This window comes from Commensalibacter sp. M0268 (assembly GCF_016101925.1).
Lineage (GTDB): Bacteria > Pseudomonadota > Alphaproteobacteria > Acetobacterales > Acetobacteraceae > Commensalibacter > Commensalibacter melissae.
Map to the genome: position 1 here is coordinate 670,949 of NZ_JACFPQ010000001.1, position 20,474 is coordinate 691,422.

Annotated in this window: 20 protein-coding genes; 12 read left to right on the forward strand and 8 right to left on the reverse strand. The window is 36.0% G+C overall.

Annotation, left to right across the window (positions count from 1 at the left end):
* Nucleotides 1–17 precede the first annotated feature (17 nt).
* Nucleotides 18–734 (forward strand): response regulator transcription factor, encoded by a 717-nt coding sequence (locus tag H3R28_RS03025; protein ID WP_110438040.1) that lies wholly within the window; start codon nucleotides 18–20, stop codon nucleotides 732–734.
* A 4-nt stretch (nucleotides 735–738) separates the two neighbouring features.
* Here the strand turns inward: H3R28_RS03025 and xth are convergent, their stop codons facing one another.
* Nucleotides 739–1,533 (reverse strand): exodeoxyribonuclease III, encoded by a 795-nt coding sequence (xth, locus tag H3R28_RS03030; protein WP_198208853.1) that lies wholly within the window; start codon nucleotides 1,531–1,533, stop codon nucleotides 739–741.
* Nucleotides 1,534–1,982: 449 nt separating this feature from the next.
* Here xth and uvrC point away from each other — a divergent pair, with 449 nt between their 5' ends.
* The 3 genes from uvrC (at nucleotide 1,983) to H3R28_RS03045 (ending at nucleotide 5,238) form a co-directional block, all read left to right on the forward strand.
* Nucleotides 1,983–3,845 carry an excinuclease ABC subunit UvrC gene (uvrC, locus tag H3R28_RS03035; RefSeq protein ID WP_198208852.1) on the forward strand — a complete coding sequence of 621 codons (1,863 nt, stop codon included), beginning with the start codon at nucleotides 1,983–1,985 and terminating at the stop codon, nucleotides 3,843–3,845.
* 94 nt (nucleotides 3,846–3,939) lie between these two features.
* Entirely contained in the window at nucleotides 3,940–4,518 is a 579-nt protein-coding gene (gene pgsA, locus H3R28_RS03040) for a CDP-diacylglycerol--glycerol-3-phosphate 3-phosphatidyltransferase (protein WP_110438037.1), read from the forward strand.
* Nucleotides 4,519–4,605: 87 nt separating this feature from the next.
* On the forward strand, nucleotides 4,606–5,238 hold the full coding sequence (locus H3R28_RS03045) for a hypothetical protein (protein ID WP_155565493.1): 633 nt from the start codon (nucleotides 4,606–4,608) through the stop codon (nucleotides 5,236–5,238).
* Here H3R28_RS03045 and H3R28_RS03050 read toward each other — a convergent pair.
* Complete coding sequence (locus H3R28_RS03050) at nucleotides 5,235–6,485, reverse strand: adenosylmethionine--8-amino-7-oxononanoate transaminase (RefSeq protein ID WP_198208850.1); 1,251 nt, start codon at nucleotides 6,483–6,485, stop codon at nucleotides 5,235–5,237. The two genes, H3R28_RS03045 and H3R28_RS03050, sit on opposite strands and share 4 nt — an antisense overlap.
* 77 nt (nucleotides 6,486–6,562) lie before the next feature.
* Here H3R28_RS03050 and H3R28_RS03055 point away from each other — a divergent pair, with 77 nt between their 5' ends.
* The 4 genes from H3R28_RS03055 (at nucleotide 6,563) to rpmG (ending at nucleotide 10,135) form a co-directional block, all read left to right on the forward strand.
* On the forward strand, nucleotides 6,563–7,735 hold the full coding sequence (locus H3R28_RS03055) for a pyridoxal phosphate-dependent aminotransferase family protein (RefSeq protein ID WP_198208848.1): 1,173 nt from the start codon (nucleotides 6,563–6,565) through the stop codon (nucleotides 7,733–7,735).
* Nucleotides 7,736–7,737: 2 nt separating this feature from the next.
* On the forward strand, nucleotides 7,738–8,403 hold the full coding sequence (locus H3R28_RS03060; protein WP_198208846.1) for a hypothetical protein: 666 nt from the start codon (nucleotides 7,738–7,740) through the stop codon (nucleotides 8,401–8,403).
* Entirely contained in the window at nucleotides 8,396–9,811 is a 1,416-nt protein-coding gene (gene bioD, locus H3R28_RS03065) for a dethiobiotin synthase (protein ID WP_198208844.1), read from the forward strand. The genes H3R28_RS03060 and bioD overlap by 8 nt, the downstream gene beginning before the upstream one ends.
* A 156-nt stretch (nucleotides 9,812–9,967) precedes the next feature.
* A complete protein-coding gene (gene rpmG, locus H3R28_RS03070; protein ID WP_008853818.1) occupies nucleotides 9,968–10,135 on the forward strand; it encodes a 50S ribosomal protein L33 in 168 nt (55 codons plus the stop codon).
* 99 nt (nucleotides 10,136–10,234) lie between these two features.
* Here rpmG and H3R28_RS03075 read toward each other — a convergent pair whose 3' ends face one another.
* Nucleotides 10,235–10,564 (reverse strand): septum formation initiator family protein, encoded by a 330-nt coding sequence (locus tag H3R28_RS03075; protein ID WP_122123610.1) that lies wholly within the window; start codon nucleotides 10,562–10,564, stop codon nucleotides 10,235–10,237.
* A gap of 35 nt (nucleotides 10,565–10,599) precedes the next feature.
* The gene (gene eno, locus H3R28_RS03080) at nucleotides 10,600–11,889 is read right to left on the reverse strand and encodes a phosphopyruvate hydratase (RefSeq protein WP_198208842.1); all 1,290 of its coding nucleotides are present in this window, start codon (nucleotides 11,887–11,889) and stop codon (nucleotides 10,600–10,602) included.
* 208 nt (nucleotides 11,890–12,097) lie between these two features.
* On the opposite strand from eno, the gene H3R28_RS03085 reads away from it, so the two are divergent.
* Nucleotides 12,098–12,574 carry a DUF3429 domain-containing protein gene (locus H3R28_RS03085; RefSeq protein WP_198208840.1) on the forward strand — a complete coding sequence of 159 codons (477 nt, stop codon included), beginning with the start codon at nucleotides 12,098–12,100 and terminating at the stop codon, nucleotides 12,572–12,574.
* Here the strand turns inward: H3R28_RS03085 and kdsA are convergent.
* From kdsA to tpiA, 4 genes are read right to left on the reverse strand one after another with little or no spacing between them, the layout of a single operon-like run.
* The gene (gene kdsA / locus H3R28_RS03090) at nucleotides 12,555–13,391 is read right to left on the reverse strand and encodes a 3-deoxy-8-phosphooctulonate synthase (protein ID WP_198208838.1); all 837 of its coding nucleotides are present in this window, start codon (nucleotides 13,389–13,391) and stop codon (nucleotides 12,555–12,557) included. The genes H3R28_RS03085 and kdsA overlap by 20 nt on opposite strands.
* Complete coding sequence (locus H3R28_RS03095) at nucleotides 13,388–15,019, reverse strand: CTP synthase (RefSeq protein WP_198193154.1); 1,632 nt, start codon at nucleotides 15,017–15,019, stop codon at nucleotides 13,388–13,390. The genes kdsA and H3R28_RS03095 overlap by 4 nt, the downstream gene beginning before the upstream one ends.
* Nucleotides 15,020–15,075: 56 nt before the next feature.
* Nucleotides 15,076–15,369, reverse strand: a complete 294-nt coding sequence (gene secG / locus H3R28_RS03100) for a preprotein translocase subunit SecG (RefSeq protein ID WP_155580432.1) — start codon at nucleotides 15,367–15,369, stop codon at nucleotides 15,076–15,078.
* A 40-nt stretch (nucleotides 15,370–15,409) separates the two neighbouring features.
* Nucleotides 15,410–16,165 (reverse strand): triose-phosphate isomerase, encoded by a 756-nt coding sequence (gene tpiA, locus H3R28_RS03105; RefSeq protein WP_198208836.1) that lies wholly within the window; start codon nucleotides 16,163–16,165, stop codon nucleotides 15,410–15,412.
* A gap of 210 nt (nucleotides 16,166–16,375) precedes the next feature.
* On the opposite strand from tpiA, the gene H3R28_RS03110 reads away from it, so the two are divergent.
* The 3 genes from H3R28_RS03110 to H3R28_RS03120 are packed head-to-tail and all read left to right on the forward strand — an operon-like array spanning nucleotide 16,376 to nucleotide 20,473.
* Complete coding sequence (locus H3R28_RS03110) at nucleotides 16,376–18,298, forward strand: peptidylprolyl isomerase (protein WP_198208834.1); 1,923 nt, start codon at nucleotides 16,376–16,378, stop codon at nucleotides 18,296–18,298.
* 21 nt (nucleotides 18,299–18,319) lie between these two features.
* Nucleotides 18,320–19,831, forward strand: coding sequence for an anthranilate synthase component I (trpE, locus tag H3R28_RS03115; protein ID WP_198208832.1), 1,512 nt, complete (start codon nucleotides 18,320–18,322; stop codon nucleotides 19,829–19,831).
* 39 nt (nucleotides 19,832–19,870) lie between these two features.
* Nucleotides 19,871–20,473 carry an aminodeoxychorismate/anthranilate synthase component II gene (locus H3R28_RS03120; protein WP_198208830.1) on the forward strand — a complete coding sequence of 201 codons (603 nt, stop codon included), beginning with the start codon at nucleotides 19,871–19,873 and terminating at the stop codon, nucleotides 20,471–20,473.
* The last annotated feature ends 1 nt before the right edge of the window (nucleotide 20,474 follow it).

The window sequence follows — 20,474 nt, forward strand, 5'->3', positions numbered from 1 at the left end:
AAAGAAGGGTAAATTCAATGACAGGCATTCATCCTGTTTTAGTGGTTGATGATGATCCAAAGTTAATTGAAACGCTAACCGAACAATTGCAAGAAAATCAGGAATTTGAGGTTTCAAGTGCCTTAACGGTAAAAGAGGCTAAAAACAAAATTCTGGATTCTGATAAGCATTATGATGCAATCATATTGGATGTGATGCTTCCAGATGGCGATGGATGTGATCTATGTGCCTATTTACGTAAGGAAGGTTGCAGAACACCCATTATTATGCTGACAGGTTCAGATAATGAAGAGGATGTTGTAAGGGGGCTTGATGCAGGCGGTAATGATTATGTATCAAAACCATTTCGCATTGCCGAGTTACTGGCAAGATTAAGGGCACAGATGCGTATTTTTGCTAGTAGTGAGGATGCTGTTTTCACAATTGGCAATTATATTTTCCGTCCGTCTGCAAAGTCGTTGCAGGAACAGGATTCAAATCGTCGGATCCGTTTAACTGAAAAAGAGGCTGCCATACTCAAATTTTTATATCGGTCAGGATCAAGACCAGTACCAAGACAAGTTTTGTTGAATGAGGTTTGGGGATATAATTCAGCGGTGACAACCCATACACTTGAGACCCATATTTATCGTCTACGCCAAAAAATCGAGCCTGATCCTTCGAATGTAACTCTTCTGATAACTGAGGCTGGTGGATATCGGCTGAGCTCAATTTCTGATAAAAAAGAAGAATAGTTATTTATTTTAATTCAAGCATGATTGGGACATGATCAGAAGGTTTGTCCCAGTTTCTAGCCTCTTTAAAAACCTGAATTTTTTTTAGGTGTGATCGTAGATCTGGGGAAATCCATAAATGATCCAATCTTCTTCCCCGGTTTGATTTTTCCCAGTTACGGTTTCTATAAGACCACCAGGTATATAGTTTTTCGTGGGGAGGAATTATTTCACGCATTGCATCAATATAACCCGTATGTAACCATTGATTGAGTTTTTCAGTTTCAATTGGTGTATGACTGACAATTTTCAATAATTGTTTGTGGTTCCATACATCATTTTCCAAGGGTGCAATATTAAAATCTCCTACAAGAATTGAACTGGTCTCCTTATTTTGAGAAAACCATTCTTTTGTTTCTGTCAGGAAATCTAATTTATGTTTGAATTTGGGATTTATAGTTGGATCAGGTTCATCCCCACCTGCAGGAATATAGAAATTATGAAGGTTTATTTTTTTATTTTTATAATTGAATTGAACTGAAATATGTCTGCAGTCTCTTTTACCGCACCATTGTCTGGTATTGGAAACATGATATCCTAATGGATGTTTTGATAAAATACAAACGCCGTTATAACTTTTCATTCCTTTAAAAAGACAATTGTGAAAACCGAGCAATTCTATTTCAGATCGGGGAAAAAGAGGATCAGGGACTTTTGTTTCCTGAAGGCATAAAATATCGGGATTTGCTAATCCTATCAGTTGTTTTAACAAGGGCAAGCGTAACCTTAATGAATTAATGTTCCAACTAATAATACGCATATAGAAATTTCAAATTTGAAATGGGAAATTGATTATAATTTAAAATAAATTCTAATTAAGAGAAGAAAGTCAATTTAGGAATTTAATCAGAAAATGTCCAGTAAAAAATAAATAAATCTTAATATTAAAAATTGTGGATAATTACATAATTGAAATTAAAATTTTCATTTTGTCCACTATTGGACTTGACAGTGATTTTAGGGTTTGTGATAAATTAGTTAAAAATATTGAATAATTCCATGTAACAACAAAAATGATTAAAAATCAATGAGTTATATTAATTGCTTAAAAATTAGGCAAAACATATAAGGGCTTGATAAACTGCCTTTTACATCCATATATTAGATATTCATCCATAGAGTTATCCACAAGATCAGTGGAGAAGTAAGATAAGTCTTAGAAAATAAAAGGATAACAGAACTTATTTGTGATGATGGAAAAAAAATGCAATGAAACTTCATGATTGCAAACCTTTGGATTCGTATAAGGGAACTAAAGCAATTAAGCATGCTTTGAAAACAATGCCCGAAACGGCAGGGGTTTATCGTATGCTTAATGAAAAAGGGGAAGTTTTATATGTTGGTAAAGCAAAAAATTTAAAAAAACGCGTATCCTCCTATACACGCTTGACACAATTGACCGAGCGTATACGTAAAATGATTTTGCAAACGACTTCCATGGAAATTATAACCACCTATACGGAAGCTGAGGCTCTACTACTTGAAGCCAATCTGATTAAAAGTCTTAAACCACGATATAATATTTTGTTGAGGGATGATAAATCATACCCCTGGTTAGTTATAACAAAAGAAAAATGGCCAAGAATTGATAAACATCGGGGAAAAATATCCAAGAAAAATTACTATTGGGGGCCGTTTGCTTCGGTTGGGGCAGTCAATCAGACTCTTGAACTTTTACAGAAAATATTTCTGCTAAGAAGTTGTGAAGACAGTATTTTCAATTCCAGAAAGCGTCCATGTTTGCTTTATCAGATCAAACGATGTTCTGGTCCTTGTGATAATCGCGTTAGTAAAACAGATTATGATAATCTTATAAATCAAGCAAAATCATTTCTTTCTGGAGAAACAAACATTATTCAGCGGCAATTGGCTACCGAAATGGAGAAGGCGTCAGAACAATTGGATTTTGAACGTGCCGCGGTGATGCGTGATCGTATTCGGGCCTTTACCTATGTTCAAACAAATGGAGTAATTAATCCTGCTACAATTGACAACGCTGATATAATAGCATTTGCGCAAAAAGGTTATCTAACCTGTATTCAGGTGTTTTTTATTAGAGGGGGAAGAAATAATGGCAATCGTGCTTTATTCCCGATACAAACAGAGGATCAAAGCCCCGAAGAAATTTTGGACGCCTTTTTGGGACAATTCTATGAAAATAAGCCGCCGCCATCACAAATATACATGAATATTAAATTATCTGATCAAGCGCTGATGAGTAAGGCATTAAGTATGAGGGCATCGAAAAGGGTAAGCTTGTATGTACCAAAAATAGGGGAGAAAAGGGCAGTTGTTGATCATGCGGTACATAATGCCCATATGGCGCTTGATCGTAAATTGGCTGAAACTGCATCACAAACAAAATTATTAGAACAGGTTCGTGATATTTTTCATCTGTCTGATATACCGAAAAGAATTGAGATTTACGATAATAGTCACATAATGGGTACCAATGCATATGGGGCAATGGTTGTGGCTGGACCTGAAGGTTTTATCAAGTCTGGTTATCGTAAATTTTCAATTAAATCTGATATCACCCCTGGAGATGACTTTGGTATGATGCGTGAGGTTTTATTCAGACGTTTTAACAAGGGTAAAATGGCTGATTGGCAGAATTTCCCTGATTTACTGTTAATAGATGGTGGTGCGGGACAGTTTTCGGCTGTTGATGCAATTTTGAAAGAGCTCGGGATTGAAAATGTCGCCTTGGTCAGTATTGCCAAAGGGCCGGACCGGAATGCAGGGAGAGAGTGGTTTTTTACACGTTATCAAAATCCTTTTCAATTGTCTGAAAGAGATCCTGTTCTGTATTATCTGCAACGATTAAGAGATGAGGCGCATCGATTTGCCATTACTACTCATAGAGTGGGAAGATTAAAAAGCATAGAAAAATCCGAACTGGATTCAATTCCGGGTATAGGTAATAAGAGAAAACGTAATCTACTAAACCATTTTGGTTCTGCCAGCGCCGTTAAAGAGGCCAGTGTTGCGGATTTAGAAAATATTCCAGGTATTAATAGAATATTGGCTGAATCAATATATGATTATTTTAGACCTGGTGTATATAAGTAACAAATATAAGAAAATATATATTTTTTATTCCATTTTTTTTATAAAATGTTAAATAACTATTTTGATAAATGTTCAGCCGTGATCCTAAATAGAAATGTTTTATAATTTACCTAATTGTCTTACCTTGTCCCGTATAATTATAATACCATTGGTGGCTGTTCTTGTAATGGTTCATAAGCCGGTAACAGATTTATTGGCTTGTATACTATTTATTATCGCTGGTATTACGGATTATTTAGACGGTAAGCTTGCCCGTGCATGGCAACAGCTTTCCGACTTTGGAAAAATGTTTGATCCCATTGCGGATAAATTACTGGTGGGTATCATATTGATTGTTATGGCTGGTTATGATCGTCTTCCATACGGTGGACTGATTCCTGCAATGATTATCTTGGCAAGAGAAATACTGGTCAGCGGATTAAGAGAATATCTTTCCTCTTTCGAGATCAGCCTACCTGTCACAAAACTGGCAAAATGGAAAACAACTTTTCAAATGGTGGCTATTGGTTTTTTACTTGCTGGAGATAGCAGTGCAGAATTATTGAACATTAACTGGTTTCCGGTTAATGTTATCGGATCGATATTATTATGGATTGCGGCAATTTTAACTATTATTACGGGTTGGGGTTATATTCATACGGGTATCAGATTTATTAATAAAACGGATTTTTAAAAAGCTTATATTTGAATTTTATCTTGTTGGATATGTATTTTTTTAAATTATGTATCATCAAATTTTTAAAACGGATGGAGAACAATCATGCGGAATTATGCTGCACTTATTACCACATTTTTGATATTAAGTGGGTGTTCCGGGATAGATAAATTTTTTGATGATACCGTTTCTTTACCAGGAAATAATCCCGAGGCTCCAGAAGGATATGCGGAAAATATGCAAAGGGTAAAAGGCAATATGGCGATAGCTACAACCCCTTTGTTACCTCAAAGTGAAAATATTTGGCCCTCTCGTCCTCCTGCATTACCTACGTTGAGTGATGTTGCGAGTGATGATAAAAGTTTCTCCCTATCAGATTACAGTAGAGCGGCAGGTGGTGATGTAGACAGCGTAACGCATGATCAAATCAATAAGCAATCTGTTCCTGTTGATTTTCCAGAAGATGGTAATCTGAATGTTGGGGAACAATATCAGATCAAAAATGGAATGACGGATTTCATCAATGGAAGGCTGCCTGACTCAATTAAGGATCAGGGAGCGAAATATATTGAAAAAGGTAAGGACGCTCCAGTAATCGTTCCGAATGGCGATGGAACCAGTACCATTATCAATTCCAGGGGTGTTGTAAAGATTATCCCGGATAGTCAATTGCCGACATCTAAAAATGAAAGTAAAAAAGGTAAAAATAAATCATCAAAAAATGATGGTGAAAATTAATATTCATGTTTGATAACATCATATATTGAATTAGTTAACAAGGATAATTCTTCAGGTGTTATGGTGAAAGAGGGTGTAAGATAAACGATATTTCTGAAGGGACGTATCCATACATTTTGTTGGATAAATTTTGTCTTTAGACGGTTTAAGTTTGAAATATTGTATAACTCAACAACGGCAACGGCCCCTTTTACCCTAACATCCTTGACATTTTTTAAATTTTTACATTGTGTTAATTCTTTTTTCATTTGTCTTTCAATGGAACTGACTGCATTCTTCCAATTGTATTGATCAAAAACTTCCAAGGATGCATTGGCAGCGGAACAGGCCAGGGGATTGGCCATAAATGTTGGCCCATGCATCAGGGCATGTTGATCACTATCAGATAAAAACCCGTCAAATATATATTCTCTCGCAATTGTTGCAGCCAATGCCATCGTGCCTCCACTTAATGCTTTTGAAAGTGTAATGATATCCGGAATGACATCTGCCTGTTCACAGGCAAAAAAACTTCCCGTTCTGCCAAACCCGGTAAAAATTTCGTCAAATATCAATAAAATTTCATAATGATCAGCTTGTTTTCGCAAAAATCTTAAAATTTCTGGAGAATGAAATAACATGCCTCCAGCTCCCTGTATCAAAGGTTCAATTAAGATTGCAGCAATGGTTTTGTGATGTTTTTCTAGAAACTGAATGAAATCTTTTTGTTTCTCCGAGGTATCAGGCAAAGGAATGTTGAATTGGTGGGGAATAATATTCTTGAATAAATTATGCATTCCTTCTTCAGGATCACAAACCGCCATTGTCGCCATGGTATCACCATGATATCCACCATGAAAAGAAATGATTTTGTTTTTGATATTGTTATTTTGGTTTAACCAGAATTGGGCAGCAATTTTTAGTGCCACTTCCACAGATACGGAGCCTGATTCAGAAAAAAAAACTTTGTTTAAATCTCCAGGCAACAGGTTTGCCAGATGTTTTGCCAAATCAATTGCAGGTTGATGAATAATGCCACCAAACATAATATGAGGCATTAGTTCAAGTTGTTTTTTTACCGTTTTGATAATATGTGGGTGATTATACCCATGACAGGCTGTCCACCATGAAGCAATACCATCAATCAATTTAGCTCCATCATTTAGGATAATTGTACTTCCATGCGTGGCTTTTGCAATAATTGGGACATTACAATTATTCATTTGCGTATAGGGTAACCATATATTTTTTAAAGTTGAATGAAACATGGGATTTTGCCTATAATTGTTAAGATAGAGTTTGCATAACTAAACAAAAATTTTTAAAACTTGAAAAGACTAACTTAATGAACCGATTTGATATTTTTTTTTCTCGGGAATTAGACAAAAGAGCTAAAGAGGATTTAAAAAGAGAATTGTCAACATTTGAAATAATTGATTCATTACATATAAAAAATAAGGGTAAAAGTTATATAAATTTTTCCAGTAATGATTATCTGGGATTATCAAACAATGCAAATTTAAAAATTAAAGGTGAGGAGTTTTTAAGACAATATGGTACTGGAAGCGGGGCATCCAGATTAATTACGTCCAATGCTTCATATTATGGTAAAATCGAGGAGAAACTAGCTAATTTTCTAGGAACTGAAGCGGCATTAATATTTCCATCAGGTTGGCAGGCAAATGTCGGGGTTGTTGCTTCCCTCATTGAAAATTTTCCAAAACCAGTATGGGTATTTACGGATAAATTGAATCATGCCAGTTTGCATTATGGATGCAAAGCTGGTCAAGTTAGGCAGATCCGTTTCAATCACAATGATCTTGACCATCTACAAACACGATTGAAAAAAATTGAGGGGGAAAAAGGTTCAAGAATAATTTTAACGGAAACCATATTCAGTATGGATGGTGATGTCTGTGACTTGAAAAGATTGAGATCAGTTGCCGACCAGTTTAATGCCTTTTTATTTCTAGATGACGCACATGCAACCGGAATATTTGGAAGTAAAGGCGAGGGATTGGCTCCTGCCTTTGCTGATTTAACGATGGGAACATTTAGTAAAGCGTGGGGAAGTTTTGGGGCCTATATAGCTGGATCCAGAGATTTATGTGAATGGCTGGTGAATTTTTGTTCTGCTTTTATCCACACGACTGCTTTGCCCGCCGCCATAATGGGTAGCATCGAGGCAGCACTAGAATTAATGCCTTCATTAACAAACCAACGTGCCTTTTTGGTTAAACAGGCTGAAAAGGTTAGAAAACAATTAGAGTCAATGGGATATCAATGTGGTCAGTCTATTTCACATATAATTCCCATTATTGTCGGATCACCGATAAAGGCCCAATTAATGGCAAATGCTTTGAAAGAAAAAAATATCTGGATTACCCCAATTCGTCCACCCACCGTTCCCTCTTATGGAAGTCGTTTACGATTGACCCTTAGTGCTGGTCATCGAGAGGATGAAATAGAGTATTTACTAAAATCTTTTCATTCAATTGATCTAATTTCAATTCATTGATCATGAAAAATAATTATCGTTTGCTATTTGTCCATGGATGGGGATATTCATCATCATTTTGGCAAAAATTACAAAATAATCTAAAAGAATACCACTCGGAAACAATTGATTTGGGTTTTATGGGGAAAAACACGGGTAAAAATTGTAATCTTAAATCAATTTTAAACTTACAAGAGAAATATATTGCTGTAGGACACTCTTTAGGTATTTTATATCTCTTAAAAAATTTTTCTTTTCGTTTCAAATATTACGTGGCTATTAACAGTTTCGCCAGATTTTCCAGAGATCCTACATTTCCGAAAGGTGTGGCATTAAGGGTTCTGGATCGTATGTCCAGAGGATTATCCACTGATTCAAATCTTATAATGAAACAGTTTTATCAGCAATGTGGTCAAGTAGTAAATTTTTTGCCCAGCTTTAATATTGAAGAATTGCAAAAAGGACTTGAATTTCTTAAATTTGGGGATGTTCGAAGTATCATTCCACAGATCAGAAATAAGCTCACAGTTATAGCTTCAAAAAAAGATCCTGTTGTTAATGAAACCATGACCATACAATCATTTCAAGAGTGCAATTATTTGTGGCTTGGCGATGATACACATATATTGCCTTTATCAAAAACGAATGCCTGTGCGGAAATCATCAGAGAACTTATAAATAATGTCTAGAAATTATAAAGAAAAAATAATCAAAGCTTTTGATCAGGCGGATCAATATGAAAAATTTGCCTCTATACAAAAAATTGTTGCGAAAAAATTGTCTGATTATATTCGGAAGCAATTCAGAACTTCAGTCGATCGTAAAGAAAAAATATCAATTCTTGAAATTGGTTGTGGAACTGGATTATTAACTCAATATCTTATCGATTTTTTTCCTGATGCACATTTTGTATTGACGGATATATCACCTAAAATGCTGAATCGTGCAAAAAATAAGTTCAAAAACCATAAATACGATTTAACATTTAAGCTTATGGATGGTGAATATCCAGAATTGGATGAAAAATATGATTTGATTTGTTCAAGCCTGACTTTCCAATGGTTTGATAATGTTGCAAGTGCAATCAGCACTCTTACAAATTATTTGAAACAAAATGGCTATTTGATTTGTTCTACCCTAACGTTTGAAACGTTTAAAGAATGGCGTTCTATCTATAACGACAATGATTTTAGCTGTAATTTACAGACTTATCCATCAATTGAAGCTATTCAATCAGTTTGGCCAGAAACAGGAACCGGTCGTTGGGAAACTGATGAGATCATTGTTCAAATTGACACAGCAATTGATTTTTTCAAAGGACTTCGTTCTATAGGAGCTTCTGTTCCTCTCGAAACCTCAAAACCCTTGAAGTTATCTCAGTTTAAGAAAGTGCTTTCTGATTTTAGTAAAAATTACAATTATTGTTCTTATCATATAGCCTATGGTGTTTTCCGTAAATTTTCCGCTAAAGGTTTTTTTGTTACGGGAACTGATACAGATATTGGAAAAACACTAATTTCTGCATGTTTAACAAAATTGCTAAATGCGGTTTATTGGAAACCTATTCAAACAGGTTTAAATTGCGATATTGGAGATACAAATACAGTTTGCCATTTAGCCGAACTTTCCGAGACACAATATTTATCCCCAATTATAAAATTGCAAGCACCTTTATCTCCAGAAGATGCTGCAAGACTGGAAAATTGTGAGTTAAGCCTTGATCACGTGAATGTATCTGATTTGAAACAAGAAAACAAATACATAGTTGAAGGGGCGGGTGGGATTTTTGTACCTATCAATGATCATTTGTTTATCATTGATCTTATTGAAAAGATTAATTTACCTGTTATAGTTGTAGCCCGAACTATTTTGGGAACATTGAATCATACCCTAATGACAATCGAGGCTTTAAGAAATAGAAATATAAAAATTTCAGGGGTAATTTTAAATGGCCCGTTGAACGAAGATTGTAAAAATTCTATAATAAGTCATGGAAAAGTCAAGATTTTGGGACAAGTGCCTTTTCTATCAAATGTAAATCCAGATAATCTTTCCACGTTATGTGAATGTATTTCCATTCCTGAAGAAATGGTCTAAAATCCGTAAAATATTATGAACAAATAATATTTGACAAAATCTTAAAATTTTGTAAGTAAGTTGAATTAAAGAATAGACTTGCTTTTATATGTAAAATATAACTCTAAAATATATAGTTATATTTTAGTAAATCAGCCTGATCAAAATGAGGACAGAATGGCGAAAAGTAACACAATACAAATTAAATTGCTTTCAACGGCGGAAACTGGTTTTTTCTATGTAACCAGAAAAAATGCAAGAGCCCATACCGGCAAGATGGAATTGAAAAAATACGATCCAGTTGTTCGTAAACACGTTGTTTTCCGTGAAGCAAAAATTAAGTAATTAATCTTAAATTAATTTATGGATCAAAAAGAAACTTTGACTATTGATTTAGTCAGGGTTTTTTTCAGATTTGTTTCAATAAATCACTAATCTTTTATATTAATAAAGATGTTCATTTGTTTTATAAGGAATAACAATTTCTTCCTGGTTTGAATAACTTAACATAACCCGTGTTCGTTCATCTAAAAGGTCTGCATCAAGGGCATTTTCTTTTAATCCTTTAACTCTTCTTTCCCAAGCCGCTTGTTCGGAAATTGCATCTTGCTGACTTTGCTGTGCTCTTATCATCTGTTCCTGTTGAATATGATAACTTTTTAGGCCATGATCCCCATCAAAGGTATTTTTTACAAAATATGCTGTCAGTAACAAGAAGAAAAGGGGAGGAATCGTTGCTTTTACAAATCTTTTGATTGCATGAATGATATGCATTGATTTTCTCCCCGTGTTTATCAATTGAAAAAGAATTACAAGGTTTCTAAAGCTCTAAAGGCGTTACGACCGGCATATTTGGCTGTATTTCCCAAATCTTCCTCAATTCTGATTAATTGATTATATTTTGCCATGCGGTCAGAACGGGAAAGGGAACCGGTTTTAATTTGTCCTGCATTGGTTGCAACAGCCAAATCAGCAATAGTAGCATCTTCAGTTTCACCAGAACGGTGGCTTACAACGGTTGTATAACCATGACGATGCGCCAATTCCATCGCCTTGAAAGTTTCAGATAATGTTCCGATTTGATTGACTTTAACCAACAATGAATTACCTACATGGGCTTTAATTCCCTTTGCAAGTCTTTCAGGATTGGTTACAAATAAATCATCGCCGACCAATTGGATTTTATTTCCCAGTTTTTGTGTTAATTCAGTCCATCCTTCCCAATCATCTTCAGCACATCCATCTTCTGCAGAAATAATCGGGAAACTGTTGCAAAGTTCGGCAATATAATCAACCATCTGACTGGAATTGAAACTTTTCCCTTCACCTGTCATATTATATTTACCGTCCTTGAAAAATTCTGAAGAGGCAAGATCTAGCGCCAAGGAAATCTCCTCACCAGCTTTGTATCCAGCTTTTTCAATAGCTTTTACGATATAGGACAATGCTTCATGTGCTGATTTGAGGTTAGGGGCAAATCCACCTTCATCACCAACATTCGTGTTTAGTCCCGCTGCTTTAAGGTCTTTTTTCAATGCATTGAAAACTTCAGAACCCATGCGCACAGCTTCAGCAATTGAAGAGGCTCCGTGAGGAACAATCATGAATTCTTGAATGTCGATAGGATTGTCGGCATGCTTACCACCATTCAGGATGTTCATCATTGGAACTGGAAGAATATGTGAATATGGAGAACCTATATAACGATATAATGGAAGACCCAATTCCTCTGCTGACGCCTTGGCAGCAGCCATTGAAACACCCAAAAGCGCATTAGCGCCAAGACGTCCTTTATTCGGAGTACCATCGAGTTCAATCATGGTTTGATCAATTTGCAATTGATCCAGGGATTCTAGACCAACGATTGCTTCGAATATTTCGCTATTGACGTTTTTAACAGCTGTTTGAACACCCTTGCCATTATAACGGTTTTTATCATTATCACGAAGTTCAACGGCTTCATGAACGCCGGTAGAAGCACCGGATGGAACAGCGGCACGTCCAATAACGCCTGTTTCCAGTTCTACATCGACTTCAATTGTTGGGGTTCCGCGACTATCGAGGATTTCCCGAGCATGAATATCAACAATTGTACTCATTATTTAATCCTTACATTTTTATTTTTAATAAGAGTAAAAATTTGTATTTCCAAATCTATTTAACTAGATTGATAACTTAGTAAAATGCCAAGAATATTGGACATTTTGTTAAACATTACCAAGTATAATCAAGAAATGGTCAAATTGCCAGCTATTTACAATATTCAGCTAATTTTAAAAAAAATAATTGATCATTATGGAGAAATCTATGAATCGTATTCCCTTTATATTTTTTATTACAGGAATACTGTCGCCTTTACCCTTGTTCTTAATGACAATTTTCATTCTATTTTATCCTGCTTCTGTTTCAATTCAAAATCTGATAATTTCTTTTGTCAGTTATGCGGTAATTCTTTTGTCTTTCACTGGGGGAATAAACTGGATACTTGCAATGCAAAAACCAATTCTCTATTTGCAATCAGAGAGTGAGGAAATAAATAAAAAAAGAATGTTGCTGGCCATATCACCCTGCATTATAGGTGAAATAACAATTGTACTGACAATTTATAAATATGATCTGATCGCAATTTTTCTTTTGATATCAAGTTATATGCTATTATTCTCTTATGAGAAAAAAATTTATCTTTCCAGCGAGTTGCCAGGTGGATATTATTCAATTCGCTGGATATTGACAATCATGATTGAAGTTTGTTTGATAAGCGCTTTTATTGCCCGTCTGATTTAACAATTTGATCAATTTTAATCAAGGTTTTCATTAATGGGGCAACATCTTTTAAATGTAACATGTTTGGTCCATCGCTCGGGGCCTGATCTGGATTCTCATGCGTTTCAATAAACAGACCTGCAACTCCCACAGCAACAGCGGCTCTGGATAAATATGGAACAAATTCTCTCTGACCACCAGATGATCCTCCCATTCCACCGGGTTGCTGAACAGAATGGGTAGCGTCAAATATAACTGGATAGCCTGTTTGCGCCATTATAGGCAATCCCCGCATATCGTTAACCAGCGTGTTATATCCAAAAGATGTGCCACGATCGCATAGCAAAATATTTTCATTGCCTGTAGATGCTATTTTTTGGGCTACATTTTTCATGTCCCATGGTGCAAGAAACTGACCTTTTTTGACGTTGACAACTTTTCCAGTTTTCGCTGCAGCTATCAACAAATCCGTTTGTCTGCATAAAAAAGCAGGTATTTGCAATATATCTACAACTGATGCCACTTCCGCACATTGTTCTGGTAGATGAATATCAGTCAAAACAGGAATTTTCAACTTTGACTTTACCTCTTCAAGAATGGATAGACCCTTATCCATTCCTAGCCCTCTTTTCGTTTCAATACTGGTGCGATTAGCTTTATCAAAAGAACTTTTATAAACCAGCCCAATATTTAATTCCCGACAAATATTTTTTAAAATACCAGCCGTTTCAAGTGCATGATCTAGAGATTCAATTTGACAAGGACCCGCAATTAATATGAAAGGCAAATTATTTGCAAGTGTCAGGGATTGAACATTGACTGATTTATTCAGAATCATTTTGGAATGGCCTGTTCTGTTGCAGCTTTAATAAAGCTTGAAAAAAGAGGATGAGGTGAAAATGGCTTGGATTTGAGTTCGGGATGATACTGTACTGCAATAAACCAGGGATGGTCGGTATATTCTACGATTTCTGGCAAAACACCATCCGGAGAAAGTCCTGAAAATCTAAGGCCGGTTTTTTCAAGTTGATCTTTGTAATGAATGTTAACTTCATAACGATGACGATGCCGTTCTTGAATCTTGACATCTCCATAGATTTCGGCAACTTTTGAATTTGGGGTCAAAACAGCTTGATAAGATCCCAAACGCATTGTGCCTCCCATATTATTTCCTGAATATCGATGTTTGACCTGATCAGCATCAATCCATTCAGTTAAAATACCAATAAGAGGTTCATCCGTTGGTCCAAATTCAGAAGAGGAAGCATTTGTAAGATTTGCCAGATTACGGGCACATTCAATAACCGCCATTTGCATTCCAAAGCAAATACCAAGGAAAGGGATATTATGCTCCCTTGCATATTGTATGGCCTTGATTTTGCCTTCGCTGCCACGTTCACCAAATCCACCAGGAACCAGAATGGCATTTGCATTTTCAAAAAATCCGGAAAGATTATCCATTGTTTCAAGTTTTTGGGCTTCAATCCATTGCAAATTGACTTTAACCTTATTGGCAATTCCACCGTGAATTAACGCTTCAATGAGGGATTTGTAACTATCGAGCAAGGCAGTATATTTACCCACGATTGCAACATTAACCTCTGAACGAGGATGACGAATGGCATCGACAATTTCCTGCCATTTGCTCAAATCAGGTTCAGTTTGATATGGTAAATTGAAATGTTTCAACACTTCCGTATCAAGTCCTTCTTTATGATAGGCAATTGGACAGTCATAAATAGTGTCAACGTTTAAGGCGGGGACGACAGCTTCAGGTTTTACATTACAAAAATTCGCAATTTTTTGTCGTTCATTTTTGGGAATAGGGCGATCGCAACGACATAATAAAATTTGGGGTTGTATTCCAACATTCTGCAATTCTTTGACAGAATGCTGGGTAGGTTTTGTCTTAAGCTCACCCGCTGAAGCAATCCATGGTACAAGAGTGAGATGAATGAATAATGTATGATCTGTTCCGAGTTCATTTTTTAATTGTCGTATGGCTTCAAGAAAAGGAAGACTTTCAATATCACCGACTGTTCCCCCAATTTCAACCAACATGAAATCCACATCTCCAGAATTGTTAAGGATAACGGACTTGATCGCATTAGTAATATGGGGAATTACCTGAACGGTTGCGCCTAGATAGTCTCCACGTCTTTCGCGCATGATTACATCAGAATAAATACGACCCGTTGTTGCATTATCATTTTTAGTTGCATTGACTCCTGTAAAACGTTCGTAATGACCCAAATCCAGGTCGGTTTCAGCTCCATCATCCGTAACAAACACTTCCCCATGTTGGTAAGGGCTCATGGTACCCGGATCCACATTCAAATAGGGATCAAGTTTTCTCAGTCGGACAGAATAACCACGAGATTGCAATAAACTTGCCAAAGCGGCAGAGGCAATGCCTTTGCCTAATGAGGATACAACACCACCAGTAATGAATATATATCGTGTCATGCAGCTTTCTTTACACGGAGTAGCTTTTATAAGAGTTGAAGTAATTAAGGGAAAAACTATTTTTGGGGAATGTTTTTTTCATTGGGCACTGGTTGTGCAAGTATATCATTTGTTTTGGTCGAAGCCCCCTTGTTCATAACAGCCATTGTAATGCATAAGATCATAAAAATTGCTGCAAGAATCGCTGTAGTGCGAGTCAAAAGATTGGTTGTTCCTCGACCGGTCATAAATGCCCCCATGCCTTGACTGGTTCCAATACCTAATCCTCCACCTTCACTTCTTTGAATTAAAACAATTCCGATCAGTGCAAAGGTTACGATTATATGCAAAATTAATAGAGCAGTCATCATGGTGTATATTTACTTTCACAATCGATAGGGATAATAATGATTAAGACCTAATAAATTCTTGAGCTATGTCAATTAATTTTATGAAATCATCAGGAACAATGCTGACACCTCCAACTAGAACACCGCCCAGTTCAGGAGTGGCATAAATATCCCTAACATTACCAGGTTTTACAGAACCCCCATATAATATAGATATTTTTTTACCATTTTCTCCATATTGAGCAACAAGTTTTTTGCGAATGAATTGAATCATTTCAGAAATCTGATCATTATTGGCTGTTAATCCGGTACCAATGGCCCAAATAGGTTCATAAGCGACTAACCCATTAAAATCTTGAGGTAGGGAACCTTTTAACTGTGCCTCTACAATTTTTTCTTGTTGGTTTGTTTCTCGCTCTTGTTTGGTTTCACCGATACATACAACAGGTAATAGCCCTTTGTTTTGTGCAGCGATTGTTTTTTTTAAAACCAGTTGATCACTCTCCTGATGATCTTTTCTCCGCTCAGAATGACCCAAAATAACGTATTTCACTCCAATATCCTGTAACATGGCAGGGGAAATATCACCCGTATGTGCACCTTTATCTTCAAAATGGCAATCCTGAGCACCAAGTTCAAAAGGGCTGCTTTTGATCATTTCTTTAACAAGTTGTAACTGGGTGAACGGTGGGCACACGACTGTCTTTGCAAAATTCTGATGATTTGTTGCATAGGTAAGCAAGGTTGAAACAATATGTTTTGCCTCTTGGGTTAATCCGTTCATTTTCCAATTACCAATAATAATCGGGCTGCTCATTTTAATATACTCCTTTGAATAAGGTAATGTTTGATAATCAGGATAGATAAGATATAAAGCTTATAGTATATAATGTGGATATGTTATGAAAGGATGTTTTTTAAAGCTGTTTATGAATAATATTTTCAAATGTTTTTGTGGATCAGTTTGGTCTTATCAATTATAGAATGATTCATTATCAATTAAAATAACGCGGTTGGGTTATATCACATGTTATCTCGGTTAAGGCATTTATTTATTGATTCCTGGTTTGGGCGAATTCTCGTCGCACTCATATTTATTGTATTTGTTGGATGGGGCGTCAGTGACATATTCATGAATGTCTGGAACAATGGCCTTAATGGTGATCCTAATGTTGTTGCCAAGGTTGGTGATAGAAAAATTTCTGTAATGGAATTGGATAACCTTTCCCAAAAGCAAATATACCGAGAGGCTATGAAAGAGGGATATTCAGATATTTCCCAAATTCCACCCATAGTTAAAAATATGACAATTAATCAAACGTTGCAGCAGCTGATTTTGCAAAATATTTTGATTAATAACGCTCATTCATTGGGGCTTAATGTTCCTGATACGGTGATTAGAGATACAATCTGGAATATGCCTGAATATCAAACAGACGGAAAATTTGATCGTGATAAATTCAATTTGCAGTTAAAAGCGGCAAATATATCCGAAAAATATTTTCTTTCCATGGTTCGGGATCAAATATCCATTCAAAACATGATTGATCCAATTGTATCGGGGGTTAAAGTTTCTGATAGTTTTGTGCAGCCCTATTATCAATTTTTGAATCAGACGCGAAAATTATCCTTTGTTTCAGTGCCATATAGTCATTTTCATTCAGGAGAAACGCCAAAGGAAGAAATATTGAAGCGTTATTATGACAATCACTTATGGGAATTTAAAATTCCTGAATATAGAAGGGTAAAAATTGTCATTCTATCGCCTGATACAATAGCCAAAAGTCTGGAGATTGATGATAAAAGTTTACATCAAGCCTATGAATACAAGAAAAAGCAATTTGTTCATTCTGAAGCCAGAAGTTTTCAAGTCTTGACTTTTAACCAGCAAAGTCAGGCGCAGACAGCATCTGTATATTGGCGTCATCAAAACAACTGGGAAAAAATACAGGAGTATGCGCATAATAATCAAGGAACGGCTTTGGAAATGACAGGTCTAGAAAAAACGGCAATTCCTCTGCCCGAACTGGGTAATGAGGTTTTCAATGCAAATCCTGAAACAGTGACAGAACCATTCAAAACAACTTTAGGTTGGTCGGTAGTTAAAGTAACCCGGATACTACCTTCCAAAATTGTTAGTTTTGAACAGGCCAAATCACAATTGAAAGCTGAAATTGCAAATGAACAAGCCAAACAGGAATTGGGAAGTCGTGTTTCCAAATTACAGAACATTTTGGCAGAAGGAAGTAGTCTTGATAAAATTACATCTGATATAGGTGCTGATGCAGTGGAAGGAACAATTAATGAACAGGGATTGACCCTTAATGGAGAACAGGCACCTATACCAGCAAGTGGAAAATTCAGACAGAATATGTTGACCAAAATTTTCTCAACTGCCAAAAATACCTTTCCTTCTGTGATAGATGGCGGAAATAATTCATATTATGCATTTTTAAATGAGGATATATTGCCTGCTCATGAGGAATCTTATGATAAAGCAAAAAACAAGGTTATAAAAGCCTGGCAAAATGCAGATATTTATCATCAGGCAAATATTGCCGCTACAGACATATATAAAGCTGTTTTTGTTCAGAAAAAGAAACTTGAAGAAGTAAAGTCAGGTTTTCCCTTACAGTTAAGTCAGGGATTTACTAGACAAAAGCCAGCCCAGAATCTATCGCCAGTATTGCAGAATGCAGCTTTTTCAATGAAACTTGGTGATGTCACTATGATTAAATCAAATGATGGTTTTGTGGTGGCAAGTTTGAATTTGATTGAAACACCGCAATCGAAAAATGATCAGAACAACTACCAAATTTTGAAAGATAAATTAGTTCAGTCTTTACAAACCGATATTGAGGCTAGTTATGCAATATCATTAGAACAATCAAGTAAACCCACAATCAATAAAAAAGCGCTTGATGCGTTAATTGATCAGCTGAGCCATTAACTCAAAAGGGATTAAAATTTCGTGTTGAATGAAGATTTTCAGATTAATCAACAAAAAACAGTAATATATTCAATTAAATCAGCTGATTTACTGACCCCTGTTGCTGCGTTTTTAAGATTATCCGAATTGGTTGGAAAGAATCTGACCAATATTTTTTTGTTGGAAAGCGTGCAAGGAGGAATAAACAAAGCACGTTATTCCATTATCGGTTTATTTCCCGATTTGATATGGAAATCTATAGATGGAATTGCCTATATTAATCGAAATCCATTAGACAGTGCGAAAAATTACATTAAGGAAAATAAAAAGCCTCTGGAATCTCTGCGTGCATTGATTTCTGAAAGCCAATTAGAAATTGATATGGATATTCCACCCATGGTTGGTGGGATCTTTGGATATTTGGGATATGATATGGTCAGACAGATGGAAGATCTGCCCAATCCTCCGGCCAATGATCTTCATTTGCCTGAAGGAATCATGATCAGACCTTCTGTTTTTGCAATTTTTGATGCCGTTAAGGACGAACTGATTTTGGCGGCACCTCTAAGGGATACGTCAGACAAAACAGAATTTCAGGCAAAAAAAAACTTGCAAAAAATTCAAGAAGCATTGGCTGAGCCTTTTCCTTTAGAGCAAAAAATTTCGAATATCAATCCATTAACATTACCAAAACCGCAATCAACATTAACCAAAGATCAGTTTAGGGATATTGTTCAAAATATCAAAAAATATATTTATGATGGTGATGTCTTTCAGGTTGTCCCCAGTCAACGCTTTTCTGTTCCTTTTGCTTTATCACCAGTATCATTATATCGTGCGTTAAGACGAATCAATCCGGCACCTTTCTTGTTTTGTCTTCAACTTGAAAATTTTGCCCTGGTTGGCTCGTCACCTGAGATTCTTGTCAGGTTAAGAGGTGGAAAAGTAACGGTTCGCCCCTTGGCGGGTACTCGTCCAAGAGGTAAAAATTATGAAGAAGACCTCAAGTTAGAAAAAGAATTGTTGGCTGATAAAAAAGAATTGGCCGAACATCTTATGCTGATTGATTTGGGTCGGAATGATGTTGGGCGTGTCAGTGAAATTGGAAGTGTAAAAGTAACAGAAAAATTTGTTATTGAACGATTTAGCCATGTAATGCATATTTCATCAAATGTTGAAGGGAAATTGCGTAAAGGGCTAACCGCTCTGGATGCTTTGATTGCCGGTTTTCCAGCTGGAACATTGACGGGAGCACCCAAAATAAGAGCGATGGAAATTCTTGATGAGGTAGAACCAACACGCAGAACAACCTATGCCGGATGTATTGGCTATTTTGGAGCGGATGGAAGTATGGATACCTGTATAGGATTGCGAACAGCTCTCATTAAGGATCAGCACATGTATGTTCAAGCAGGGTGTGGGGTGGTTGCTGACAGCGATCCGGAAGCGGAATACCAAGAGACAAAACATAAGGCAAAAGCATTATTTCGTGCCGCTGAAGAGGCTTGGCGTTATACGTTTACCAACAAGAATTTTTCTAAAAAAGCAAATTAGTCATATGCTTTAATCAAATTTTTGGAATTCGAAGAAATCATGATTTTACTTATCGATAATTATGACAGTTTTACATATAATCTCGTCCAATATCTTGGTGATTTGGGATGTGACTGTCAGGTTTACAGAAATGATTCAATCTCTGTAAGTGAAGCCATATCATTAAAACCCGAGGCAATTGTTATCTCACCTGGCCCTTGTACACCTTCTGATGCAGGGATATGTTGTGAATTGATTAAAAGTGCCGCATCAAAAATCCCCATTTTGGGTGTTTGTCTTGGACATCAGGCTATTGGGCAGGCATTTGGAGCCAAAATTATCAAGACAAATCCCATGCATGGAAAAATTTCTAAAATCAAACATGATGAAAAAGGAATATTTAAGAGTTTGCACAATCCCCTAAAGGTAACTCGTTATCATTCTTTAATTATTGAAACGGAAAGTCTTTCTGATGATTTTAATTTAACGGCATTCACCGACGATCATATTTTAATGGCTTTGCAACATAAAAGATTTCCTTTATATGGTGTGCAATTTCATCCAGAAAGCATTGCTTCTGAACAAGGTCATGATTTATTGAAAAACTTCCTTTTTTTATCAAATGAATGGAATGAAAAAAAGTCATTGAAAAACAGGATTTAAC